19 protein-coding genes are annotated in these 20,594 nt (G+C 57.0%); 11 read left to right on the top strand and 8 right to left on the bottom strand.

Translation table 11 applies throughout. From position 1 onward, the window contains the following. The first annotated feature begins 273 nt into the window (after nt 1–273). The gene (locus WA225_RS22465; protein ID WP_422609661.1) at nt 274–1,281 is read left to right on the top strand and encodes an NAD(P)-dependent oxidoreductase; all 1,008 of its coding nucleotides are present in this window, start codon (nt 274–276) and stop codon (nt 1,279–1,281) included. An 80-nt stretch (nt 1,282–1,361) separates the two neighbouring features. Here WA225_RS22465 and WA225_RS22460 read toward each other — a convergent pair whose 3' ends face one another. Beyond that, nucleotides 1,362–1,754: a GFA family protein gene (locus WA225_RS22460; RefSeq protein WP_422609660.1), complete on the bottom strand. Its 393-nt coding sequence runs from the start codon at nt 1,752–1,754 to the stop codon at nt 1,362–1,364. A 2-nt stretch (nt 1,755–1,756) separates the two neighbouring features. Beyond that, nucleotides 1,757–2,005: a DUF6555 family protein gene (locus WA225_RS22455; RefSeq protein WP_150652630.1), complete on the bottom strand. Its 249-nt coding sequence runs from the start codon at nt 2,003–2,005 to the stop codon at nt 1,757–1,759. A 194-nt stretch (nt 2,006–2,199) separates the two neighbouring features. Between WA225_RS22455 and WA225_RS22450 the strand changes: the two genes are divergently transcribed. Next, the gene (locus WA225_RS22450; RefSeq protein ID WP_422609659.1) at nt 2,200–2,634 is read left to right on the top strand and encodes a DNA methylase; all 435 of its coding nucleotides are present in this window, start codon (nt 2,200–2,202) and stop codon (nt 2,632–2,634) included. Nucleotides 2,635–2,680: 46 nt separating this feature from the next. On the opposite strand, the gene WA225_RS22445 is transcribed toward WA225_RS22450, so the two are convergent. The 4 genes from WA225_RS22445 to WA225_RS22430 form a co-directional block, all read right to left on the bottom strand. Further along, nucleotides 2,681–3,157, bottom strand: a complete 477-nt coding sequence (locus WA225_RS22445) for a short chain dehydrogenase (RefSeq protein ID WP_422609658.1) — start codon at nt 3,155–3,157, stop codon at nt 2,681–2,683. Between the two features lie 105 nt (nt 3,158–3,262). Next, nucleotides 3,263–4,774 carry a HEAT repeat domain-containing protein gene (locus WA225_RS22440; RefSeq protein ID WP_422609657.1) on the bottom strand — a complete coding sequence of 504 codons (1,512 nt, stop codon included), beginning with the start codon at nt 4,772–4,774 and terminating at the stop codon, nt 3,263–3,265. Between the two features lie 78 nt (nt 4,775–4,852). After that, the gene (locus tag WA225_RS22435) at nt 4,853–6,343 is read right to left on the bottom strand and encodes a DUF1254 domain-containing protein (protein WP_422609656.1); all 1,491 of its coding nucleotides are present in this window, start codon (nt 6,341–6,343) and stop codon (nt 4,853–4,855) included. A gap of 19 nt (nt 6,344–6,362) precedes the next feature. After that, nucleotides 6,363–7,826 carry a DUF1254 domain-containing protein gene (locus WA225_RS22430; RefSeq protein ID WP_422609655.1) on the bottom strand — a complete coding sequence of 488 codons (1,464 nt, stop codon included), beginning with the start codon at nt 7,824–7,826 and terminating at the stop codon, nt 6,363–6,365. Between the two features lie 396 nt (nt 7,827–8,222). On the opposite strand from WA225_RS22430, the gene gabP reads away from it, so the two are divergent. From gabP to WA225_RS22395, 7 genes are all read left to right on the top strand, one after another. Further along, complete coding sequence (gabP, locus tag WA225_RS22425) at nt 8,223–9,623, top strand: GABA permease (RefSeq protein ID WP_422609654.1); 1,401 nt, start codon at nt 8,223–8,225, stop codon at nt 9,621–9,623. Between the two features lie 165 nt (nt 9,624–9,788). Further along, nucleotides 9,789–10,202, top strand: coding sequence for a PaaI family thioesterase (locus tag WA225_RS22420; protein WP_422609653.1), 414 nt, complete (start codon nt 9,789–9,791; stop codon nt 10,200–10,202). 242 nt (nt 10,203–10,444) lie between these two features. Next, complete coding sequence (locus WA225_RS22415; protein WP_422609652.1) at nt 10,445–11,857, top strand: hypothetical protein; 1,413 nt, start codon at nt 10,445–10,447, stop codon at nt 11,855–11,857. Nucleotides 11,858–11,995: 138 nt separating this feature from the next. Continuing rightward, a complete protein-coding gene (locus WA225_RS22410; protein WP_422609651.1) occupies nt 11,996–14,410 on the top strand; it encodes a dynamin family protein in 2,415 nt (804 codons plus the stop codon). Next, complete coding sequence (locus WA225_RS22405; RefSeq protein WP_422609650.1) at nt 14,407–15,312, top strand: diguanylate cyclase regulator RdcB family protein; 906 nt, start codon at nt 14,407–14,409, stop codon at nt 15,310–15,312. The genes WA225_RS22410 and WA225_RS22405 overlap by 4 nt, the downstream gene beginning before the upstream one ends. Then, nucleotides 15,309–16,397 (top strand): patatin-like phospholipase family protein, encoded by a 1,089-nt coding sequence (locus tag WA225_RS22400; protein ID WP_422609649.1) that lies wholly within the window; start codon nt 15,309–15,311, stop codon nt 16,395–16,397. Before WA225_RS22405 ends, WA225_RS22400 begins: the two co-directional genes overlap by 4 nt. 13 nt (nt 16,398–16,410) lie before the next feature. Beyond that, nucleotides 16,411–16,971: a hypothetical protein gene (locus tag WA225_RS22395; RefSeq protein WP_422609648.1), complete on the top strand. Its 561-nt coding sequence runs from the start codon at nt 16,411–16,413 to the stop codon at nt 16,969–16,971. 96 nt (nt 16,972–17,067) lie between these two features. Here WA225_RS22395 and WA225_RS22390 read toward each other — a convergent pair whose 3' ends face one another. Both WA225_RS22390 and WA225_RS22385 read right to left on the bottom strand, forming a co-directional pair. Then, nucleotides 17,068–17,472 (bottom strand): hypothetical protein, encoded by a 405-nt coding sequence (locus WA225_RS22390; RefSeq protein ID WP_422609647.1) that lies wholly within the window; start codon nt 17,470–17,472, stop codon nt 17,068–17,070. Beyond that, on the bottom strand, nt 17,469–19,328 hold the full coding sequence (locus WA225_RS22385) for an ABC transporter ATP-binding protein (protein WP_422609646.1): 1,860 nt from the start codon (nt 19,326–19,328) through the stop codon (nt 17,469–17,471). The genes WA225_RS22390 and WA225_RS22385 overlap by 4 nt, the downstream gene beginning before the upstream one ends. A 157-nt stretch (nt 19,329–19,485) precedes the next feature. On the opposite strand from WA225_RS22385, the gene WA225_RS22380 reads away from it, so the two are divergent. Together WA225_RS22380 and WA225_RS22375 are read left to right on the top strand one after the other, a co-directional pair. Next, a complete protein-coding gene (locus tag WA225_RS22380) occupies nt 19,486–19,680 on the top strand; it encodes a hypothetical protein (RefSeq protein ID WP_242207451.1) in 195 nt (64 codons plus the stop codon). 252 nt (nt 19,681–19,932) lie between these two features. Next, nucleotides 19,933–20,493: a fasciclin domain-containing protein gene (locus WA225_RS22375; RefSeq protein ID WP_422609645.1), complete on the top strand. Its 561-nt coding sequence runs from the start codon at nt 19,933–19,935 to the stop codon at nt 20,491–20,493. Nucleotides 20,494–20,594: the final 101 nt, after the last annotated feature.

Raw genomic sequence — 20,594 nt, 5'->3', positions numbered from 1 at the left:
GACGCGAACCAAGTTACCGGTGGCCCTTGAGGCGCACAAGCCGGCGGATTCTGGCGTAGTCGTAGGCAACGGCGCAAGAAGTTGTAGCCTTAAGCAAGTAACGCGACGTGTCTTTTAAACAACCACGAAAAACTCCTAAACACGCCTCATCAACACGCCGTTCAAAATGACATTCGTCGGTCCACCCTCCAGCTCAGGTAATGGTGCGGAACCCTCCCGCCACGGCACGCACCAACACTAGGTCGCAACCCAAAAAGACGAGGAGGGATACCCATGTCAGTTCATCCAATTCTGTTTCTGGGCGGCTCCGGCGCCATCGGCCACCGTTCTGCCAAAGCCTTGCGCGCCGCTCATCCCGACGTACCTTTACTGATCGGCGGCCGTGACCTGGCCAAGGCTCAACAAGCCGCAGAAGAAATGGGCGGGGCGCAGGGCGTGGTCATTGATCCAGCTGCCGATGACTTGGGGCTGGGCGATCGCCCGGTCAGCGCCGTGGCGGTTTTCTACATGGATCATTCCCTTGCCGGGCTGCGTTTCGCGCAGAAGCGCCAGATTCCGCATCTGAGCATTTCTTCCGGCGTGTTCGAGATTGCGCCGCAAATCGCCAGTTACATCCATCGCCCTGACGCTTCCCCCATCGTGCTCGGTTACGAATGGATGGTGGGTGCAACGACGGTGGCGACGCTGCACATTGCCGAGTCGTTTTCGCGGGTGTGCGATATCCGCATTGATGCGCTGGTCGACGAGGAGGACGGTGGCGGGCCGACCGTGGCCAAGGATTTTGAGCACCTGAACAAAATGCTGCCCGCCGCCCTGACTCGGCGCGATGGCGATTATTTCTGGCGCGAAGGGGAGGACAAGAACGTTAGCTTCCGCGCGGTGGACGGTACATCGATGCAAGCCAGCGGTTTCTCGTCCATCGACGTCACTGGGCTGGCAGCCGCCACCGATGCGCCGAATGTGCAGTTCAATCTCGCCAGTGGTGTCAGTTCTTCGCGGCGTGCGGGGCGGCCAATGTCGACGGAGATCCTCATCGAAATGCTTGGTGAGGATCGCAATGGGCGACCATTGCACACGCGGCATGCACTCGTTCATCCGGGAGGTGCCGCAGCGCTGACGGGGTTGAGTATCGCGATGCTGTTGGAGCGACTGCTCGGGCTCGATGGCCGAGCGCCGACGCCGGCAGGTCTTTACTTCCCTTATCAGTTGCTGGAGGCCGGTGCGTATCTGGAGCGTCTGAGCAAGGAGGGCGGTGAGCTGCTTGAGCTGAAAGTGCAGTAAGGCAGGTTTCTTTTGGTAATGCCGATCTTGCTCATTGAACCGCTGGCGAGCCTCGATGCGCTCTCCAGCGGTCATTTGCTCTAAGGCGACTGCCAAGCCCCACCATCCGCCACCGGCACCTCGCCCAGATCATAGGGATTGACCCCTTCAAGGCAGCCGACATTGAAACCAAACTCCTGCGGATTGCTGCTACGTCGGTGATGGGTGTAGATGCCGCAGTTGCCGCAGAAAAAGTGCTCGGCCACTTGCTGGCCAAAGCTGTACTTCAACAGTGCGGATTTTCCTCGGATCACTTTCAGGTCAGTCGCCGGCACCGCGGCGACGATGGCGCCTCGGCGTTTGCAGAACGAACAGTCGCAGCGGTGCGGCGTGGGCAGGCCATCGGGCAAGTGGATTTCGAGGATCACCGCACCGCAATGGCAACTGGCGCGATGGTCGCGACGGATCAGTGTGTTGCCGATCTGTTTGAGCATGATCAAGCCTCCATCCAGTCCACCGTTGCCGTTTCGCGCCATTTCACCTCGGTGATACCGAACCGCTCTGCCTGGGGTTTGGAGATGACTTTCAACGGTGGCTTGCCGGGTTTGGGAATCGGCGCAATGCCGGCGTCACAGCTCGCCCAATGCCATGCGTCAGTGTTGCGCATGGTTTTTGCGCGGATGACGAATGATTTTGGCTGGCCGTGCAGTTTGTATTCGATGACGAAGATGTCGACGTTGCTCATGCGTTCCTCCTTACGCTCATACGCAAATGAGTTTTGCCGACGAAAAAAATTCAAAGGATTTTCGGGGTTTGTTTCAGGCTGCTGACAATTGTTTTGAGTTGAACGGTTGGAGCGGGCGCAAGCCTAAAGATCAAGCCTTGCCGAGTAGACAAGGGGACGAAAAATCCCATCGATTTCAACCCCGGAGATACCCGGTGAACAAGACGATCAGTGCCAGGGATTTGAACATTCAGCTCAAGCGCGACGATGACGGTTCCCTGTTCAAATGGCTGCTTGCCAGTTTCCTGATGGGCAAGCGGATACAGGCCGAAATCGCCGCCGAAGCCTATCGCGTGATTGCCGACAAACACGGGCGCGATACGCCACGCAAACTGGCAGCCTGCAGCCATCGTGAATTGGTCGCGATGCTCGGGGAGGCGCATTACGTGCGTTACGACGAGACCACCGCCGTGCGGCTGCACGCCTTGGTACGCCGGTTAAACGACGAGTACTCGGGCAAGGTCAGCCATATGGTCGAGGCCAGCGCTGATCGCCAGGCGTTTGAGAAACGCCTGGCAGAATTCGACGGCATCGGTCCGAAAACCGTGGAAATCTTCATGCGTGAGGCAAGCGCTGTGCTTGGCCTTTGATCGCGGGCGGTGACAAAAAACGGACACCACCCGCGTCGTGCAAAGGCTACCTGACTCGACCACCCGAACGATTGATCGCCAACAGGCACAGCCCGACCAGCAATGCAGCGCCTGCAACCAGGAGCGCCGAAGGTTGCATCGGTTGGCGCAAGCCTGCTGCTGTCTGCCGCTGCGATATCGTCAGTGGTCGGGGTTCAACGGTCACTTCGTCAAATGACCGGAATGGCGTAACGACCTCTGCCTGAAACGGCATTTCCTCGATGCTCAGTCGCAGGCCGTCTGTCAGCTCCAGTGTCCGTGCGGTGATGGTGCCGACGATTCTGTCTGGATAAACCGGTTCGCCATTGGGGTCGAGTTGGTCATACAGGAAATTCTGTCCTTCGAGCCAGCCCACGGCCGTCTGCAACTCGGGGCCCAGGTAATACTTGCCGTCGAGAAAAAATCCAGCAAATTGCGGCGCGCGCTCGACGCTTTCAATGCGATAACGCTCACCCGGTTTCATACCGGTTTCAGGGGCAATCATGGTCAATCCCTCCGCTGTAGGTTCAGTGGTAGAGAACAAGGATTGACCGTCGTTCCATGTAAAGGAGCAAAGGTAGCGGTTGTTTTGATCAACGGCCCGGTTCACTCAGGAGAGCAACCGCACACCTGAGCGGATCAGTCCTTGTGCCGTCAACTCTCGAATCTTTTCCCGCAATGCTTCGCGCTCGGCCTTGGGCGTTATCGGATCGGCAGCCAGATACTGCCTGTCGCACCACGATTCGATTTGGCTGATCCAGTAAGTTTGTCCGGCGTGCCCCGTGTCGAGGCGGCCTAACAAGTAGCCGATTTGTTGCCAGGTCGGCAGCAGTTGGAAAATGGCGTTGCGCCGCGCCAACGGGAGTTCATGCCAGTCTTGATCAAGTTTGGCTTTCACGCCACGGATCAACAGCGGCCAGGACACTTTGTCCAGTCGCGCAATCACCACCGAAAAAACTTTATCCGATGGATCATCGAGCGCCGCGAACAGTTCAGGCAATTGATCATCGCGAAGCAGGCGCGCTGCGGCCTGTCGCACGGTGACAAAAGCCGAGCGTAATGCGCGGGCATGCCAGTGCTCTGGCAACGTGTCAGCGAGTTCACTGGTCAGGCCGAGGACGCCCAGCCAGTGTTGTTTTGCTGTGGGCAAAGGTTGACTCAAGCGCTCGGCGAGGACGGCGTGCGCATCAACGTCATTACGCGGCGCGGCCCACAGCGCCAGATTGCGCACTGCCGGTGACACATCCAACAGGGCTTCGCGCAGAACAGGTTTTGGATCGGCGAGCAGCGGCAGCAGCGCATACAGCACGAGCGCGCGGATTTTGGCGCCCGGGTGTGACATCGCTTCAAGCAGCAACGGCAGACGTTGTGCCGCCGGCAACATCGCGCTTGCCGGCACTGCCATCGAGCGTACGGTCAACTCGCGATGCGTCAGAGCGCTGCGCAGCAGGGTTTCGGGATTTTCAGGGTTTTCCAGCAACAGCGTAAACAGGTAGCGCGCGGCTTTGCCCTGACGTTGCAAGAAGTCGGCATACACCTCATCCCGGCATTGCGCCGATTGCAGCAGTGCGCGCACCGTCGACAGCGTCTGGCTGTGGTCGACCCGGCGTTGCGCTGCCAGTGCCATCAACGGTTCAAGGGCGGACAACCAAGCCTGGGTATGGGCGGGCGACAAATAGTGTTGCAGGCCTGCCGCTGCCAGGTCGCGAACCTGCGGGACCCAGTCGTTCAGGCGTTCGATCAGCACCGCCAATGCTTCGGCAGACGGCTGCCGGCACAGCTCCCGCACCGCGATTTCGCGAACAAAACCGTTGTGGTCATTGCTCACGTCAGCCCAGGTGCCGGTGTTGCCAAGGCGAGTGAGGATCTCCAGCGCCTCGTTGCGCCGATAGTCTTCATAGGTGGAAGGCTGTCCTTGCTTTTGAGCCAACCGGGTCAGCCAGTCTTGTGTGGTGTTCATCGGGCAGTGCGTCCTTGCGGGGGCAAATTGTTTTGCGCAAAAGCGCCAGCCTACGCGACTTGCTTCTGCGGGCAAAATCCTCGGAGGTAGAAAACTAACTAAGCAAATTAGCGATATGCTGATTTCACTCGCCTCATCCCGATTCTGGACAGCCCCAAGCATGATGCCGCCTGCGTCTGTGTCGTTGATCGCCCAAGGCTGACGCGATTGGACTGCCGCGTTATGAGCGCACGCAACGGATCATTGCTTGATCAAGTCCCCCGGTTTCCATGCCTTGTCGAAGAACGCCTTGGTCGGACCGTACAGCCGCAAAATCACAAAGTACCCTTCGCCCGGCAGGGTTTTGATCCAGTTTTTACCGGTGCCCGGTGAGTCCGGACCAAAATACACGTCAGTGGAGCCGTCGGCGTTGGTGACGGGTTTATCCATGGTGTTCAGCGACGGGAACGGCTGGCCATTATCCAGGCCTGATGCAGTGATCGAGTCATACGCCGTGACTGACCAGAACAATGCCGCCGGAATGCCTTTGGGCAGGTTCAGCGAATAGCTGTTGCTGCCGGAGAGGAATTGGCCGGAGGCATCGACGAACGTGGCCGGGTACTTGGCGCCGACGTTTTCCATGTTCACCGCCATGCCTGGGCTGGCCGAATAGGCATTGGTAAAGAAGCCGGTACGTGGATCGATGTAATTGAAGGTGTCGGCGGTGAACGTCGCATTCCCGGGGAAGACGTTCAGCCACTTGCGGTCCGGGTACCAGGTGCCATTGGCGACAATGGTCTGCGGTGTGTAGGAAATGGCATGGCCGATCTTGCTCGCGGTTTTCGCTGCCTTGTCGAGCAGGTCGCGGGTGCCTGGTTCCGGGTTGAACGGCTTGCCTTTGACGATACCCAAGGCGGCGAGCATGCCGCGCATTTCCATGTCTTGTGAGTCGACGTATTCGTTGTCGATGAATCGCGAGAGCATGTCGAACGCGCTGCCGTCAGTGGGGTAGAGCATGTTGACCGGCGTTTTCGAGGCGTTGGGAAACAGCATCGCTTTAGCGCTGGCCTGTTTGCCCAGCGGATAGATGCGTGTCTGCTCCATTACCGCGACCGGTGCCTGCAGTTTCTGCGGATCCTTGAAGAAGCCGCGCCAGAAAACGAACACGCCATAAGTGCGCGAGCGGTAAGTCAGATAACCCGGCGGTACGTCACCTTTATAGTCCGGCGGTAGCACCAGGTACTTGGCACCTTTGCCTTGGTCCGGCCCCGGCAGCCCGACATCACCACACCATTGGCGTCCCTCTATCTGCCCTTCAGAGCAGATCGGCCGCTGAAAGAAGTCATCGAGAATCCCCTGCAAGCCCGGGGGAACCTCGATCACCATTGGACCGTCCTGTTTGAGGTCCAGATAACCCATTGCGTAGATCACGTCAGAGTTGGGCGTGGTGACGCGGGTCTTGGCGTTGAGACGGTCCTTCCAGATGGGCAGGACGTTGTAACCGGCACCGAAAGCCTTCTCCGAACCTTCTTTCATGGCGTACATGTTCAACGCTGGCAATGCCCAGATGTACGACTGTACGGCACGCTGGAATATCAATTCATGCTGCAGTTGCGCCACACCTTCCAGTGTGGGGTAGCCGCCTGTAAAGGGCAGATCAGCCAACTGCTCATAGCGCGTAGCGGCCTGCGCGCCGCTGCTGATGGACACGGCAACGATCAGCGCAGCGATTGATTTTGCAGAGGTATGCATAGCGAACGTCCTGTTCTGATCAATTGGCTTTGACGACGGCGGGTGGTACCCATTGGCCGTTGAGTGCGGCCGGCTCAGGCCAGTAGGCGCGGATGTACAACGAGAAGTCGGCATTTTCTGGCGTCGGCAGCCAGTTGCTTTCCTTGCCCTTGCCCGGCGAACCGCTTTGCACGTAGATCGTCAGCGAGCCGTCGGCGTTGGCTTGCAGGGATTTATTCTTGGTACCGATCGAGTAGCGCTTGAGGTCGTTGGGCGAGAAGAAATGCTGTTCGTTGTACAGCGTCAGCGACCAGAAGCCTTTCACCGGCGGCAACTGTCCTTTGGCGAAGGTCACGGTGTAGCCGTTCTGCCCGTTGAGACGCGTGCCGCTCTTGTCCAGGTCCTGATAGAAGTACTTGGTCTCTTTCTGCTGGTTGACGAAGATGTTCGAGCGCGCGACCGCCGTGCGGCTGAAATAGTCAGTGCCGAACGCCGCACCGTTACTGATGGTGCTCCAGTGATCTGGCAGTTGCAGACCATAGTTGCGGAACTGCAGCAGCGGGTCGATGACTTCGCTGTCGGCTTTTTTGGCTTCATCGATCATGGCGGCTTTGAGTTGCGGATCCGCTTTGGCGATGGCGGCGAGGGCAGCCATTTGCGCGTAACGCGCTTCCTCACCCGGTAATGGTTTGGCGTCTTTGAGCAGTGCCGGCAGCTCATCGAAAAATTTCTCCGGCATCACCCATTTGGTTTCGCCACTGCCAGCGGCCTGCGCCGGGAATTTCGGCAGTTTGGCCCAGTCGCGGTGTTTGACCTTGCCGTCGTATTGCGACAACGGATACATGTCCACGCCCGACAGCGCGGGCTGAATGGCCGCGCGGTCGGTGGCGCTGTCATCCTGGAAAACCCGCGGAATCACGAAACCGGTGTTGCTGCGTGCGCGGAAGACCTGACTGATCCCGGCCGGAACCTTACCATTCCAGTCCGGGCCAACCAACAGATAGAAACCGGGTTTTGTGCCGTACATCTTGCCGAGTTCGGCAAAGCTGTCGGAGCGCAGGTCGACCACCTGATACACCCAAAAGCGGCTGCCGAAATCCGGCACTTGCAACACCACCGGCTCCAGATCCAGCGCGATGCTGCCTGCGCCGTAGACCACGTCCTGATTCGGGCACGCCACCAGACGCTCGGCCGGATCGATGTAATCGCTGAGCATCGATAGCCGATTGATCGGCGCGACCGGAACAATACCGCCCATCAAACCGGGCTCGGGTAAATCCTTGAACGCCTGGCGACGGTTGAAAATATTGGCCATCGGCCAACCCCAGAAATACGCTTCGCGCGCCATCATGCGCACATAGGGTTCGGTCACTTTGGTGTTGGCAACAGGGCCACTGAGCGGGCCGTCGTTCGCCTGGCTTGGCGTTGCGAGCAGGCCCGAGGTCGCCAGTGCTCCTATCAATGTCAGCGCGAAGCCGTTCAGGCGAAAAGGTGATTGATTCATAAAGCATCCTTACTCGTGGGATCACCCATTGCAGGTGAGTCGCAGAAAAGATAGCCCAGGTTTGTGGTTTAACACTTGAGCGTGCGCTTCTGAAGCATTCAATAAAACCAGAGGGTCGCCGTTGGCTACTCGGTGACTGGTTGGTTTCCACTGCGAACGCAAGGTCTACGCGTGTCGATATCAGACTCGAAAATGGCGCATTCAGGCTACTGAGTCATTTGGCTGGCCCGGTAAGGTAAGGTGTCTTCACATCAAAATAATCCCATCCAGATCATGGGGTTGATAAGAACTGCGGCGATTGGACGGTCTTCTTTCGGGGGGGCAACAGGCAACGATCATGCTCCTTTGCCCAGTCAACTCGCTCAAATGTCTCTCAGCAGAGAATAAAAAAAACCAATGATCAGCCCGAACTCAACGGATTCGAGTAGCCAATTGGCGCAGGGCTTCAAGCCTCGTCACGTCACCATGCTGTCCATCGCCGGGATTATCGGCGCCGGTTTGTTCGTAGGCTCAGGGCATGCCATTGCCGCAGCGGGGCCGGCGGTTCTGCTGGCTTATCTGTTCTCGGGTCTGCTCGTCGTGCTGGTCATGCGCATGCTCGGCGAAATGGCGGTGGCCAATCCGGACACCGGCTCGTTCTCGACTTATGCCGATCAGGCGATCGGGCGCTGGGCGGGCTTCACCATCGGCTGGCTCTACTGGTGGTTCTGGGTTCTGGTCATTCCGATCGAAGCATTGGCGGCCGGGCATGTGCTGAACCAATGGTTTCCTCAGGTCGATGCCTGGTTGTTCGCCTTGGGCTCGATCATTGCGCTGGTGGTGACCAACCTGTTCAGCGTGTCCAAGTACGGTGAATTCGAATTTTGGTTTGCCATGGCCAAGGTCGTGGCGATCATTGGTTTTATCGGTGTCGGTTTTGCCGTGTTGACGGGCTGGATTCCCGACAGGGAAGTCAGCGGGTTGAGCGGGTTGATGGCCGACCACGGCGGATTCGCGCCCAACGGTCTGTCGGCGGTTGTCGGCGCTTTCATCACCATCATGTTCAGTTTCATCGGCACCGAAGCGGTGACCATCGCTGCTGCCGAATCGAACGACCCGTCACGCAACATTGCCAAGGCCACGCGTTCGGTGATCTGGCGCATCGGCGTGTTTTACCTGCTGTCGATCTTCGTCGTGATCTCCGTGGTGCCCTGGAATGATCCGTTGCTGGCCTCGGTCGGCTCTTATCAGCGCGCGCTGGAAATCATGAACATTCCCCACGCCAAGTTCATGGTCGATATCGTCGTGCTGATCGCCGTGGCCAGTTGCATGAACTCCTCAATCTACATTGCCTCGCGCATGCTGTACTCGCTGGGCCGTCGTGGCGATGCGCCGAAAATGCTCAAGGCGACTTCCTCGGCAGGCGTGCCCCGCGCGGCCGTTATTGCCAGTACCGTGCTGGGTGCGTCGATCACCGTGTGGAGCTATTTCATGCCCGCCGGGTTGTTTGAGTTCCTGCTCGCCAGTTCCGGTGCAATTGCCTTGCTGGTGTACCTGGCGATCGCGGTGTCGCAGTTGCGCATGCGCCGGATATTGCAACAGCGCAAGGTCGAGCTGACCTTTCGCATGTGGCTGTTTCCCTGGCTGACGTGGTTGGTGATTGTGTTTATCTGCGCCGCGCTGGCGGTGATGATGATCACCCCGCAACACCGCACCGAAGTCACCACCACCATCGGGCTGGCACTGGCGATTTCCTTTCTCGGCCTGGTGACGTCGCGTCATCCTGCGCCGGCGGCGAGAGTGACTTCGGTGGGGTAAACAAGAGGGCGGATTGCGTTGATCTATTGATGCCGCCGGGTGTTATCAGCGCAAATTCCGCATCCGTATAGTGCTTGCCCCGTTGCGCGATTGCCCATAAATCCTCCTATTGAACCGAAGTATTCAGGTCAATGACGCCGGTAGTCACCGGCACACGGAGGGATCATGGACGTCACCGCAATTCCCGAAGGTTTCGCCCCGTTTACCCGCAGCAGCCCGTTGCTCGATCTGCTTGGTCCGATCTACGCGAAGGGCAGTGGGCTGCAATTGGAACTGGGTTTATTGACTGACTCACGCCACGCCAATGGCCGTGGCACCCTGCATGGCGGCGTCCTGGCGACCTTGGCCGATGTCGGCATGGGCTACGCCATGGCCTTTTCCAGCGACCCTCCACAGCCATTGATCACCGCGAGCATGACCCTGGATTATCTCGGCGCCGTGAAAATGAACGAGTGGCTGGAAGTGCGTCTGGAGTACTCGAAAAAAGGCCGCCAACTGGCGTTTGCCGCCGTCAGTTTGCATGTTGGCGAGCGTACGGTTGCGCGGGCTAGTGCGGTGTTTGCGGTGCCGATGGGGTGAAAGTGAAGATTCATCAAGGCGTTGGTCACTGTGCCATTAAACCTTGCGCCACTGCATCTTTCAGCGCACCCGTTGAAACTCGCAAAGTAAGCCAATCAGGGCCGTTTCTGATTGAGTTTCGGCCGCGTCGATAGAACTTTGGTCGGTGTCTAGCGTGATGGCATTTCGATGTCTTCCTGTGCATAATCGGGCGCCGCTGCCAAAGCAGACTGAAGTGGAATCATGGGAAAGGGAGCGCCTTCGTGCGCCTTTTCGACATCATATTGGCGATCTTGGAGATGGATCGGCCAGCCAGTTTCAGTCAGTCGCGAGCAGCTTTGAGATCGAAAGGAATCAGCATGACGCAGAGGGTGGTGCAAACGATTTCTCGTGCCTGGTCGCGCATGGGAGAGCTGAGTCGACTTCGGACTCCGTCCCAACGCAGTGAATACATCGTTGACGGTTTCGCCGATGACCGGGTGATCGTATTGGTTGCCTCCAAACGCCACGTCCTGCTCAGATCGGCGTTCGAAGCTGCGCTGAATTACCTTCACCAAAACAGCCATGGGATTGAAAGTCCGTGCCTGATCAAGTCAAACAATGACCCGACGCTATCCGGCCCGCTCTGTCGTGCCAGTAGAGTTACGTTGAGCGGGGCGTACGGCCCGCGAAACATCAATTACGTACTGCCAATTCTGCAAGCACTCGGCGTGGTCGATATTCGAACATCGACGCCTAATGCTGTCTGGCTCGTGACGCCTCTTGTAGCCAATGATCTTTCATTTTCGACCCCGGTACGACGAGTCGGGAAGGGTTTGCTCACTGCCATGCAATTTGATTTTGCGCAGTATCTGAGCGGGTTATGGACAGGCGCAGCAGGTTCGTTTTCGCATCGCTACAAGGTCAGTAGGCACCATTCCTGGAAAGACTGGAGAGCTCGGCATGGCGCCGGCGATTGGTGGTGCCAGAGCTTGAGCCAGGCGAACGAGCACTATTGCTGGCCTGAAAAAGCCGCACCGCATGATTTTGCGAGCATTGCGGCTGAGCTGCGCAAGAGTCTGGCGGCCAATGATGATGCTGCAGCGTTGGTTGCGTGCAAGGCGATCTTTGCCTGGGGGGGCGTCGCACGAAAAGCGGATGATGCTTCCTTGCTTTGGGTGCAGTCGCAGGCGGCAGCCAAGACTTTGTGCCGCTCAATTCTGAAGGCTGTTGAGTTGCTTGACCGTCAATCTACGGCGCCGTTGATCGATTTCAACGGGAAGACACTATTGATGAATTCGGCCATGACCAAGATCTATGCCGCTGCAGCGCCGGACAGCTTGATTATTTATGACGGTCGCGTGGGAGCCGCCTTGGGCTTGTTGGCGCGCACTTGGTTGCTGGCAAACGCTCAAAACACAGTTCCCACGGACTTGGCGTTTCGCTGGGGCCCGAATACCAAGACCGAAAAGCAGAAAGACGAAACGAGAAATCCTTCGCAAGATCTGTTCATTTTCACAAGCCTCTATATCGCCTCCAGCGACATTCCTGCACGCAACAGGGAGTGGGCTGAGCTTGTGCGGATGAGCAGCCGCTTGCTGTGGACTACGGGCAAAGTTCTCGACGCGCAGGGTTTCACGGTGACATTAAGCATGTTGGAGCGTTCGTTGTTTATGTTGGGGTATGACGTTCGCTGATAGCACGCCGTGAGTTTTCAAGTTTCTGAGGCGTTGGCCATGATCCCTTCGTTATTTGATGCAGTGACAGCTGTTGTGAGTAAAGCATTGGCAGATTCAAGGACCACAATCCGGGCCGCTAATTTTCAAGGAGATCAGATGTACGAGCAAAATATCGAACTGCTGCGCGAAGAATCCCTGCGTTTGCTTGAGGTGGAAATCGATCTGCTGCAACGAATGAAGGATGCAGACGGCGTCGTGGTCGATGAGCATAGTCATGAGCACCAGACGTTTACCCAGGCCAGCATCCAGAAAGATTTGCAGATGCTCCGGGGCGAAGCAGACAAGCTTCAGCGCCTGGAAATGGTGCTGGCCGTTGTCGGGACGATGAAGGCAGGCAAATCGACCACGATTAACGCCATTGTCGGCACTGAGGTGCTGCCAAATCGAAATCGGCCTATGACAGCGTTACCGACTTTGATTCGTCACACGCCAGGACAAATCGAGCCAATACTGCGCCTGGAAAATAATGGACCTATCAATGCTGTGATTGCCCAATTGCACCAAGTGCTTAATAGCCACGATGCGGGTGCAGTCGCTGACAAGCTGGCGAGCGATAGGGACCTTCAACCCTTGTTGCAGCTCATCAAGGAAAATGGCCGATTCAAGAATTGCTATCAAGGACCCGAGGAAATTTTCTGGTTCCTGCGAAGCTTGAACGACTTGGTTCGCGTGGCATTGGCGTTAGACGTGCATTTTCCTTTCGAGTGCTATGACGAGATCCATGAGATCCCGGCTATTGAAGTAGAGTTTTCTCATCTGGCAGGTACCTCGCAGAGTATGGGTCGCCTGACGCTGCTGGATACGCCAGGCCCTAACGAGGCTGGCCAGCAACATCTGCGCAAAATGCTTGGCGAGCAATTGAAAAATGCTTCAGCTGTTCTCGCGGTTCTGGATTTTACTCAGCTTAAGTCTGATGCCGATGAGCAGGTTAGAGCCGAGCTTGAGCGAATCGCCGACGTAGCTCAGGGGCGAATTTTTGCGTTGGTCAACAAGTTCGACGAGAAGGACCGCAATAGCGATGATGAGGAGCAAACCAGACGCTTGGTCGCTGAATCATTGTTGGGGGGTCGGTTGCAACCTTCGCAGGTGTTCCCGGTGTCGTCCAAACTGGGTGATCTCGCTAACCGCGCCCGTCGCGAATTGTCGATCAATGGTTCGCTTCCAGAGGTTGACGGTGATCAGAACGCTTGGGTGGCGGATTTCGGTAAAGCCGCACTGGGCACGAGATGGAAACAAAAGATTACTGACCCTGAAGAAGTGAAGGAAGCTGCCGACGGTCTCTGGGAAGACTCTTTGTTTGCCGCTCCGTTGGATCAGATCATCCGTAAGGCTCACAGTGGCGCGGCGACGCTTGCGGTGGCATCCGCCGCCGCCAAGCTCTCGGACATTGCCGCAAAGCTGAACAATTTCCTCGCCGTGCGTGAGGCCGCATTGGGAAAGAATGTCGAGGAGTTGAACGATCAGATCAACTCCTTGCGCAGTGACATCGATCGCATTGGCAGGCTGGAAGTTCAGACCAGAGCGGACGCCGAACATGCGCTGCAAACTATCAACGGGCAAATGGACAAGGTGTTTAATGACATTCGTGCTGCCATCGGTGCCGAGGTCGAGCAAGGGTTCAAAGCGGGTAAGCAAGCCGAAGAGCAGCAAGAACTGGAGAGAAAAAAAGAAGTACTTACCGGGTTCTTCGGAATCCTGAATAGTATTGCAGGACAACGAAGGCTAGGGAAACAACCTACCGATTTTGGTTATCCCTTCGACGAAACAACCACAGTCATCAAGCTCAAGGACCGTGAAGAGGCTGAAGCCATCACGCGTGGGATTGAGAGCGGAGTTCGGCTGATAATCGAACGTAATGAAAGGCGCCTACTCGCAGAGTCCGAACAGATTCTTCGCAAGTTTCACGATTTGTTCGAACAAGGTATTTCCACGCAAGCCAGCGAGATCATTTCCGACCTCAATCTGCGTCTTAACCGTAGCGGTTTTTCAATTGCCATCAACATCCCGTCAATGCCTGCGCTGTCAATGCGCCCCTCCAGTGCTGAGCTGCTGGGTGGCGTAATCGAAAACAAACATCGCACCGAAAAGCGCCGTCGTCGTTCGGAGGGTGTATGGGGCAGCATTTGCAATTTCTTTGATACGGATGACTGGGGTTGGGAGTCGTACACCACTAAAGTTGCCGTTTACGAAATCGATATTTCCAAGGTAAAGGCTTCCATCGAAAAAACGCTCAAGGATTTGTTCGATGGTCTTGCACGCGCGACCGTAGAAACAATTGAAACGCCACTGAAGGATTGCGTCGACAAGTTCTTTGACGAGCTCAAGTTGACTGTGGAATCGATTCGCAGCGACTTGAATCAGAGCATTCGAGACAAGCAGTCGGACCAAGGACAGCAGCAGCAATTGGCCGAGCTTCTAGCTGGCTTCAAACGCCATGTGCCTGGTATTCAGAAGGACAGTGATGCGCTCAAACGTGACGTCCCTTCCGCGGGTGTTGAGGTGGCGGCATGATTGAACAGACCCCGATTTCACCCGGCTCGGATATCTGCCAGACACTGACGTGTCTGCCCGAAAAATTCGTGGTGGATTTTGCCAACGGCATTGATGTCGCACGTGAACGCCAACGTTACATGGCCAAGCGGGATGGGTTTTTCACTCGCCTTTTCGACGGCTTTACCGGTCAGGGTGATCGCAATCAGGCTGAGATCAACGCAAGCCTTACTGATGGCGTGGAAGGTGCGTTGAACTGGTTGAAGGATTTGAGCGAGTCGTTGGCCAAAAGCAATCATGCGATTGTTCAAGTCAACACCCGGGTCAACGCCCTCAAACATGATGTCGCCACCCTCGTCGATTTTTCGATAGAGAGCCGCCAGGCCATTAACCTGCTTTCGCAACGTCTGGATGAGCATTGTGATGAGCTGGATCGCAATGTCGCAAGGATTGACCGACTACAGCAGGCGCATCTGCACCTTGACGATGTTTTCGGGAAGTGGGGAGCAGGGCGGTTCAATATGTTCACGCTGTCCGGGCGCTGCTATGCAGCACTTGAAGAACTGCGATGGGGGGCGTTTGGCGACTATTGCCAGACAGTGTCCGGGCACGAACGACAGAAACAGCTCGAGCGTCTGGCCAATCAGGCAATCATTCAGATGAACAAGGATGCAGGAATCAGTCAGGGCGAGCGTATCGCGACTCGCGACCGGTGGCTGGCTCGTCCTGTTGGAAGCGTCGCTACTGCTGATGGCGAAGATGCTATTCGCTATCTGGGGGACTGGACGGATCCATATTCCACACCGTTCGCATTTGCGGCCTCGCAGACCCCGGAAGAGTTGCCTGTGCATCTGCCAAGGATCATTGCAGCGCCAAGGGTGACAGAAGCCATGATCAGTGAACTTTTTCTGGAGGCTTCATGATGACTGCTCCCATGAAAGTCGGGTTGGTACTTTCCGGTGGTGGGGCCAAGGGGGCTTATCAGGTCGGTGTGCTCAGAGCCTTGCGCGAACTCGGCACCCGCATTGATGCAGTTTCAGGCGCCAGCATTGGCGCCCTCAATGGCGGCATCCTGGCTTCTTCTCCATCACTGGATATTGCTATCGAGCGCCTGGAGGCTATTTGGGAACGGTTGGCTAATAACTCCCCGTTAAGCATGAAGGCGCCTGGGTATCTGGCGCTGTTGGCTGCAGCGGGCCTGCGGGTTCAGGGTGCAGGCGTTGTGCTGGGGCTTGTTCACGCCGTGAAGAAAATAGCGGGGGCCTTTGAGTTCGAGTTACCGAGCTGGCTTGATGGGCTCGACGAAGGCTTGCTGGACGACCAGCCGCTGAAGCAGCTGATGGATGAGTTTCTCGACAGCAAGCAGCTAGCGACAGGGATGCCACTCTATGTCTCGTTGTATCGCAGCAACGGCGGTCTGCAGGACTTGGCGTCAGCATTCATGGCTGAGCTGGGGCTGAGCAATACACCGGATTCGGAATTCGTGCATATACAGTCGCTCGAGGAAGACCGGCGCAAACAGGTGTTGCTGGCTTCTGCTGCGATCCCGCTATTGTTCACCTCCCGCAAACACGGTGAAAAACGTTACTCGGACGGCGGCCAAGGTGGCTGGCAGACGATGCAGGGTAATACGCCAATCACCCCATTGCTGGAAGCTGGATGCAATCTGGTAATCGTCACTCACTTGATTGATGGATCGCCATGGAGCCGCCAACGATTTCCGGATGCAACCATTCTGGAAATTCGTCCCCAACAAAGCCTTAACCGAGCTACGGGCCTCATGAGCGGCGCTCAGGACTTGCTCGGTTTTGATGTCGACAAGATCCCCACCTGGATCGAACAGGGTTATCAGGACACGCTGCATTGTGTTGGACGGGTCATGAAGGCTCAGCAAAGTCGCGACGAATTGCGTGTCGCGCAAACCGCTCTTGCAGGCACCGCAAGTGAGTCCGCAAGTGCCGATGCAACACTGGCCGGTGCGATGGCACGATTATCCAAGCAGCCCTGACAAGGAGTCAGAGGTGGCAAGTGTAAAAATTGAATGGGATTGGCTGCATTGGAATTGTGGTCAGACGTGGGGAACTGATGTCTGGCCGGAATTGCAACGCAGAGGGGTCAAACAGCAAGACCTTGAACGATGCGTCTATGTGATCAGGCTTAACGGTCTGTTCGCCATCCAGTACCCGCTAGGCGTTTCTCCCACGGTCTATATCGGCGAAGGAAACTTTGAACAACGTATTACTCAGCACAAAAACTGGCTGATGGAACTCGCGGATTTGCAAGGCGAGTATGAGTTTCTCATCGGCTATTGTTTCCCTCGCGCGCGGAACGCCTCGAAAGTTTATTCCGATTTCGAGGCGATGCTGATCCACGAATTTCGAGACATTTACGGCGCGGCTCCACTGCGCAACAGGCAAATGGAGTTTCAGAAATCAAACCACGTGTTTGAGCCAATGAACGAAATCCGCAGCGCGATCATGATTGGTCGCGGCATGCGTTTTCATTGGGCGGTGCAGCCGATGAAAAGCTCGCCTATGTACGATGTTTACCAGCGGACTATTCTGGAGGAGTTGAGGGTTTGAATTTGCTCTGGCCGGTTGCTGACTGTCATGAAGGGCAGCGCCGGCCGAGAGCGGAGGTTTGCGGGCCGTGAGTCCGCGATTGGCCGAAGACATCCTCTACCGTCGTAAGAATTTCAACGACCCCGGATCGAATGACACGTTGGCCATACTTCGAGCGTCAGGTACTTGTTGCCATTGCCCAGCAGTGGCATCGATTTCGCGCAGGGTCCATCGCCCGGGGCCGGACCAGGACAGTTCTATGTACGGCCCTTCAAGTAATTTGCTCGCTATTAACACGTCGACTTCGTCAGCAGGCCCGGGGAGCATGCCACCGACAGCAATGGGCACGCGCTGACGCAAAAGGCTGTTGAGCATGCTCAGCAACTCGGCACGTGATGTGTATTGCACGCTGTGCTCCCCGATTTCGGTGTCGGCAAACACCAGGCTGCCGGTTTCGGTGTCCACCGAACTGATCAACGTGAGATGCGTCGGTGGCCGGCCTGAGCCTGTTGAATACCTCATGCCTGATCCATCGCCGCCGCCACGCCCTGATCCTCACCCAGAAACCCACCGCTCTGATGCTGCCAGAGCCGCGCATAAATGCCGTTTCTGTTGAGCAACTCAGTGTGTGTCCCTTGCTCGATAATCCGCCCCTCGTCCATGACAATCAGTCGATCCATCGCTGCAATCGTCGACAGCCGATGCGCAATGGCGATCACGGTTTTGCCTTGCATCATTTCATCGAGGCTTTCCTGAATGGCCACTTCGACTTCAGAGTCCAGCGCGCTGGTGGCTTCGTCGAGCAGCAGGATCGGTGCGTTCTTCAACATCACCCGGGCAATGGCGATGCGTTGGCGCTGGCCGCCGGAGAGCTTGATGCCGCGCTCGCCGACCAGGGTGTCGTAACCGCTGTGGCCTTGCTTGTCGCTGAGTTGGCTGATGAAACCGTCGGCCTGCGCATTGGCGGCGGCGCGGCGGATGTCGTCGTCGGTGGCGTCCGGGCGGCCGTAGGCGATGTTGTCGCGAATCGAACGGTGCAGCAGCGAGGTGTCCTGGGTGACCATGCCGATCGCGCTGCGCAGACTGTCTTGGGTCACCTGCGCGATGTTTTGCCCGTCGATACGAATCTCCCCGCTGTCGACGTCATAGAAGCGCAGCAGCAGATTGATCAGTGTGGATTTGCCCGCACCGGAACGGCCGACCAGACCGATTTTTTCGCCGGGGCGGATGTGCAGGCTCAGGTTGTCGAGGACCTGGCGTTCGCCGTTGTAGTTGAAGTTCACCTTGTCAAAAGACACCGCGCCGCCAGCCGGCACCAGCACGCTGGCGTTCGGCGCATCCTGCACTTTTGGGCCACGGGTGAGGGTGGCCATGCCGTCTTGTACGGTGCCGATGTTTTCGAACAGCGACGTCATCTGCCACATGATCCAGTGCGACATGCCGTTGATGCGCAACGCCATCGCCGTGATCGCCGCGACGGCGCCGGTGCCGACCTGACCCAGATGCCAGAGCCACAGGGCATAGCCGCCGGCGCCCATGATCAGCCCGACCACCAGTGCCTGATTGACGATTTCGAACTGGCTGACCAGACGCATCTGGCGAAAACCGGTGAGCTTGAAATCTTCCATGGCGGCGCGGGCGAAGTGCGCTTCACGCTTGGAGTGCGAGAACAGTTTCACCGTGGTGATGTTGGTGTAGGCGTCGGCAATCCGTCCGGTCATCGACGATCGCGCATCGGCCTGTTCCTGGCCGACTTTGCCCAGGCGCGGCACAAAATACAGCATGGCCAGCCCGAACAACGCGAGCCAGGCAATGAACGGCAGCATCAGTTTCAGCGCAAAACCGCCAGCCAGGGCGATGATCGCGATGAAATAAACACCGATGCCCGGCGCGATTTCGATGAGCGTAAACAGCACTTCGCGCACGGCCAATGCCGTCTGCATGACCTTGGTCGTGACCCGGCCGGAGAACTCATCGGAGAAAAATGAGAGGCTTTGCCGCAGCATCAACCGGTGAAAGTCCCAGCGCAGCCGCAGCGGCAGATTGATCGCCAATACCTGGTGCTGGACCATGGTGCGCAGCGCCACCAGGCCGATGCTGATGAACAAGACGATGCCGATGCCCCACAGCACGCGGCTTTCCTGCGCGTTGACACCGCCGCCGGCCTGCCACGTCGAGAGCAGATCGACAACCTGGCCGAGAAAGGAAAACAGCCAGGCTTCATAGATCGACACGCCGGCACTGAGCAGCGCCAACGCGAGGATGTAGCCGCGTGCGCCGCGCGTGCAGGCCCACAGGAACCGCATCAGGCCAACGGGCGGGGGTGGTGCTTCGTCGGGAGGAAATGGGTCGAGCCGTTGTTCAAACACGCGAAGCATTGTGGTCTCCGAAATCATCAGGGTCAGGGGATTCTGCCATTTAATCGCGGCGTTGAGGGTTTGCCCTATCAGCTACGCTAACTGTTCAAGTGACTTGAGCAGCGCAAAATGCAGCGAACACACCGGGTTTCCTGTTGGGAGTCGATGAGCAAAGGAAATGTTTAATTTCTTTTTGACGTTTTTGTTCGTGCTCATCCCCACAGCGTCTCTTTCACTCGACAGTTACCTTCGCTACCGAGTGGCAAAAAACCAACCGGTGAGCCAGGCGTGGAAGGGCTGCAATCATGTGCTTTCTATCCTGCTGATCATGCAGTTGCTGGGCCTGGCCCTGTATTTCTTTTACATTGCGTGAGCCCAGCCGTTTTCATCGCCTCGACTGGCGCGGCACTGTGGTGGTTGCGAGGTGTTTTACGGGGGCGGCAAGCGTTCAAGCGCTGGAGTGAAATTCCGATAAGCCCTGCACCTGTCGTTGTGCAAGACCTTCATGCCAAGGGCCGAGCGGGCGCTGGTATAAAACATTTTCACCACGCTGCATCCATTTCAACCCCTGCTCCGTAAATTCAATACCCTCACTCGAAGGGTCGACGAATTCAGGAGACGCATCATGCATACTTTCTTCAAACGCATCGTCCTCACCTGCCTGACAGTGCTGAGCCTTGGCGCTGGACTCGGTTTCGCTGCCGGTAACGTCATGGTCGGCGGCGCGGCCATGTATCCGACGAAAACCATTGTCGAAAACGCTGTCAACTCAAAAGACCACACGACACTCGTCGCAGCGGTCAAGGCTGCCGGACTGGTTGATACCCTTAACAGTAAAGGGCCGTTTACCGTCTTCGCCCCCACCAATGAGGCCTTCGCCAAATTGCCTGCCGGGACGGTCGATATGCTGGTCAAACCAGAACACAAAACAGACCTGACGAAGATTCTGACTTACCACGTCGTGCCCGGCACCCACACCGCGAAACAGTTGATGGAAGAAGCCAAAATGCACGACGGCAAAGTGATGCTGAAAACCGTCCAGGGCGAATCACTGACCGTCATGCTCAGCAATGGCAAACTGTGGTTGGTGGATGCCAAAGGCGGCAAAGCCGCCATTACTATTGCTGACGTCATGCAGTCCAACGGCGTGATTCATGTAATCGATACGGTGCTGATGCCGAATTGACTTTTGGCGGATTCGGCGGACTCTCTTCAGAGAGTCCGTTTTTTTCAAGTCCAGACATTCATCGCCGATTTGGCAACAGTGTTTGTCCCCCCGGCCGATTT

The organism is Pseudomonas sp., from assembly GCF_049300855.1.
Classification (GTDB): Bacteria; Pseudomonadota; Gammaproteobacteria; order Pseudomonadales; family Pseudomonadaceae; genus Aquipseudomonas.
Note: the sequence above shows the minus strand (reverse complement) of the source record. Positions and strands in the feature narration are given on the sequence as shown.

Coding starts and splice junctions, on each gene's coding strand:
- WA225_RS22465 (WP_422609661.1), top strand. CDS start 274: ATGTCAGTTCATCCAATTCTGTTTCTGGGCGGCTCCGGCGCCATCGGC.
- WA225_RS22460 (WP_422609660.1), bottom strand. CDS start 1,754: ATGCTCAAACAGATCGGCAACACACTGATCCGTCGCGACCATCGCGCC.
- WA225_RS22455 (WP_150652630.1), bottom strand. CDS start 2,005: ATGAGCAACGTCGACATCTTCGTCATCGAATACAAACTGCACGGCCAG.
- WA225_RS22445 (WP_422609658.1), bottom strand. CDS start 3,157: ATGATTGCCCCTGAAACCGGTATGAAACCGGGTGAGCGTTATCGCATT.
- WA225_RS22440 (WP_422609657.1), bottom strand. CDS start 4,774: ATGCTTGGGGCTGTCCAGAATCGGGATGAGGCGAGTGAAATCAGCATA.
- WA225_RS22435 (WP_422609656.1), bottom strand. CDS start 6,343: ATGCATACCTCTGCAAAATCAATCGCTGCGCTGATCGTTGCCGTGTCC.
- WA225_RS22430 (WP_422609655.1), bottom strand. CDS start 7,826: ATGAATCAATCACCTTTTCGCCTGAACGGCTTCGCGCTGACATTGATA.
- gabP (WP_422609654.1), top strand. CDS start 8,223: ATGATCAGCCCGAACTCAACGGATTCGAGTAGCCAATTGGCGCAGGGC.
- WA225_RS22420 (WP_422609653.1), top strand. CDS start 9,789: ATGGACGTCACCGCAATTCCCGAAGGTTTCGCCCCGTTTACCCGCAGC.
- WA225_RS22410 (WP_422609651.1), top strand. CDS start 11,996: ATGTACGAGCAAAATATCGAACTGCTGCGCGAAGAATCCCTGCGTTTG.
- WA225_RS22405 (WP_422609650.1), top strand. CDS start 14,407: ATGATTGAACAGACCCCGATTTCACCCGGCTCGGATATCTGCCAGACA.
- WA225_RS22400 (WP_422609649.1), top strand. CDS start 15,309: ATGATGACTGCTCCCATGAAAGTCGGGTTGGTACTTTCCGGTGGTGGG.
- WA225_RS22390 (WP_422609647.1), bottom strand. CDS start 17,472: ATGAGGTATTCAACAGGCTCAGGCCGGCCACCGACGCATCTCACGTTG.
- WA225_RS22385 (WP_422609646.1), bottom strand. CDS start 19,328: ATGCTTCGCGTGTTTGAACAACGGCTCGACCCATTTCCTCCCGACGAA.
- WA225_RS22380 (WP_242207451.1), top strand. CDS start 19,486: ATGTTTAATTTCTTTTTGACGTTTTTGTTCGTGCTCATCCCCACAGCG.
- WA225_RS22375 (WP_422609645.1), top strand. CDS start 19,933: ATGCATACTTTCTTCAAACGCATCGTCCTCACCTGCCTGACAGTGCTG.